This window comes from Acetivibrio sp. (assembly GCF_035371925.1).
Lineage (GTDB): Bacteria > Bacillota > Clostridia > Acetivibrionales > Acetivibrionaceae > Hungateiclostridium.
Genome location: NZ_DAORXT010000170.1, coordinates 1 through 2,529 on the forward strand (window position 1 = coordinate 1; position 2,529 = coordinate 2,529).

General features: G+C 39.7%; 2 protein-coding genes. Both read right to left on the bottom strand.

Annotation, left to right across the window (positions count from 1 at the left end):
- Window positions 1–54 precede the first annotated feature (54 nt).
- Window positions 55–2,010, bottom strand: a complete 1,956-nt coding sequence (locus PLH43_RS13530) for a V-type ATP synthase subunit I (protein WP_324363987.1) — start codon at window positions 2,008–2,010, stop codon at window positions 55–57.
- Window positions 1,997–2,323, bottom strand: a complete 327-nt coding sequence (locus PLH43_RS13535; protein WP_324363989.1) for a hypothetical protein — start codon at window positions 2,321–2,323, stop codon at window positions 1,997–1,999. Before PLH43_RS13535 ends, PLH43_RS13530 begins: the two co-directional genes overlap by 14 nt.
- Window positions 2,324–2,529: the final 206 nt, after the last annotated feature.

Genomic DNA, 2,529 nt, shown 5'->3' on the forward strand with positions numbered 1-2,529 from the left:
GCCTGGCATCTTCTTTTTCAAAGATCATTTTGTTTCATTACAGGAATGCTCCTGTTATTTTAGATTTATATATTTTGTTTTTGCTTTAAAGGGTTCAAAGGCTGTGCCTCCGCCCTGATAAAACTTTCCGAAAAACTCAATGTACTGCAGCCTGCAAGAGTGAACGTATGCTCCAAGGGCATTTATTGCAAAGTTGAACAAGTGCCCAAAGGCTAAAATAGCGACTACAGCAATTATTTTCAGTATGTTGTTGAAACCGAACATTGTTGCCATCTGGTTGACGATGGATGCAATAACCGAGGTTGCAAGACCGAGAGCAAGTAGTCTTGAGTAAGACAGAACGTCACTCATGAAGCTTACAAGGTCATAAAGGCTTGCAACACCGCCAAAAAGCTTTGCAATAATATTCTTTTTGTCCCTGCCCTGGGTAAGAATCAAAAGAACTGCGCCGATTACCATGAGATATTTGCCCAAAGTTACCAGACTGGTTACTTTTTCGGGATCGACTTTTGGAATGTAGGGGAGTACAAACAGTATAAATCCGGTAAACAATATGTACCAAAACAGTACATCAAAAACCGCATCAAGATATTTTTTATCCTTGATAAAGTTTGCAGCCCGGACTCCAAGACCGACATATATGTGGATGGCACCGAAAAGCAGTGAGTAACTGAGTAGTAATTCAGGGTCTTCCACAGGGTTAAACCACACTGCCGGTATGTTCGGGATACCGAACCAGCTTCCGAAAAGCAGCCCCCAGAACATCGTGGAAATGCCGCAGTAAAGCATGAGCTTCATAAACTTTTTTGTACCTTCTTCAAGTTTAAACGCTTTTAGAATTATACCTGCAAGGATGGTCATTATGGCACCGTAAGCGCCGTCACCCAGCATAAGCCCGAAGAACAGTATAAAAAAGGGAGCCATTATTGCATTTGGGTCAATCTCTTTGGAGTTTGGAACACTGTACATATTGGTTATTGATTCCACAGAACTTGGGATGGCTTTATTGGCGAGCAGTACGGGAAATTCCTCATCATCTTTTGGCTTTATAATTTCTATAAAGCAATCACTGCTTTTTTCAAGGAAGGCTTTCACTTGTTCCGCTGAATTTTCCGGAAGCCAGCCTTCGAGCATGAAAACCTTGTTGGTTTTAAGGAAGTTGGAACGCACGATTTTTCGTTCTCTTTCAATAGCCAAGTGATCGTGAAGAACTTCCAGGTCATCCTTGTATTTTACATAGGAAGCCATCTTATTTTCAATATCCTCAATCTCATTGTCTATATTTTCGATGTTTTCTGAAGCTTGACTGATATTGTGTTGTACTGTTCCTGAGAGTTCTTTAAAAGTTACCTTGGAAAAACTGTACTGCTTTAATACATTCATGGTATCTTCTTCTTTAGAGGTCAGATATACAATAAGAAGATAGCTTTGCTCTTTGTCTTTTCCAAGAACTTCAAAGTAGCTCTCGGGGACTGTGTCGTCAAGGTCCTGCTTTATTTTATCGGTATTTGCCATTTCCGGTACAACACCGATTAAAACCGTGGAAGATGCAGTTGATGTAAGCTCTAAAGGAATGTCTAAAGCTTCCCACGGTTTGAGACTCAAAATCAGGTTTGAGTTTTTGTTTTTTTCCGCTTTCAAGTTTGAAAGCATTTCATCATATTGATTAATCTCATTAATAACAGTCCAGAGCTTATCCTGATTTTGCAAAACCATGTTCAAGTCGCTGATACTAATATCACGTCTGGCTGAAAAGAGAGGTTTTTTGCGTTTGTCGAATTTGTCCAAATAGTCAATAATGGCCGATACCCTGTCAATTTGAGCATCGAGCCTTGAGACGCTTTCGTTGTCTCCATCGACATCTACCAGCTCTTTCCAATCATCAGAAGACATCTTTTCTTTTGAGTCCGTAATCTCAACAACGCCTAATTTCATAAGATTTTCAAGGATGCGCTCTTTCTCTGATTCAAGCCCTATAAGAGAAATTTTGTTCATTTTAACTATTGCCATTGGGGCTCACTATCCTTCCTATGATTATCTCCACTGCCTTGTCCAACTTCTTCCTGGCGTTTGCTTTTATTGCATCGCATTCGGAAGATACTTCGGAGGCGAATTTTTCAATCTCGGCATTTGCCTGTTTTTCAGCTTCCTGAATAATTTTTTTTGCTTCTTTTTCTGCATCTTCCTGAGCCTGTTCAAGAAGCTTGTAAGATTGACTTGTGGCTTCTGATAGAATTTGCTGGGCATCTTCATAGGATTGCTTTTTAATTTGTTCGGCTTCGGCTTCTGATTGCTTAATGGATCTAATGATATCAATCGACACCAAATCACCACCTTTAGTATGTATTTATTTCCCGTCAATTTAAACTTATGCTGGTTTAAAACTTTCTGCCGTACAAGTAGCTTTTCCACTTTAATACAGGATATTAATACACTTACTGGGCATTGGTTCAGATTAGACTCGCCATTGAGACTAATATAATGCTCTCGAAAACTCGTATTGCTTTCGAGGTCTCTATTTCAGGAGCA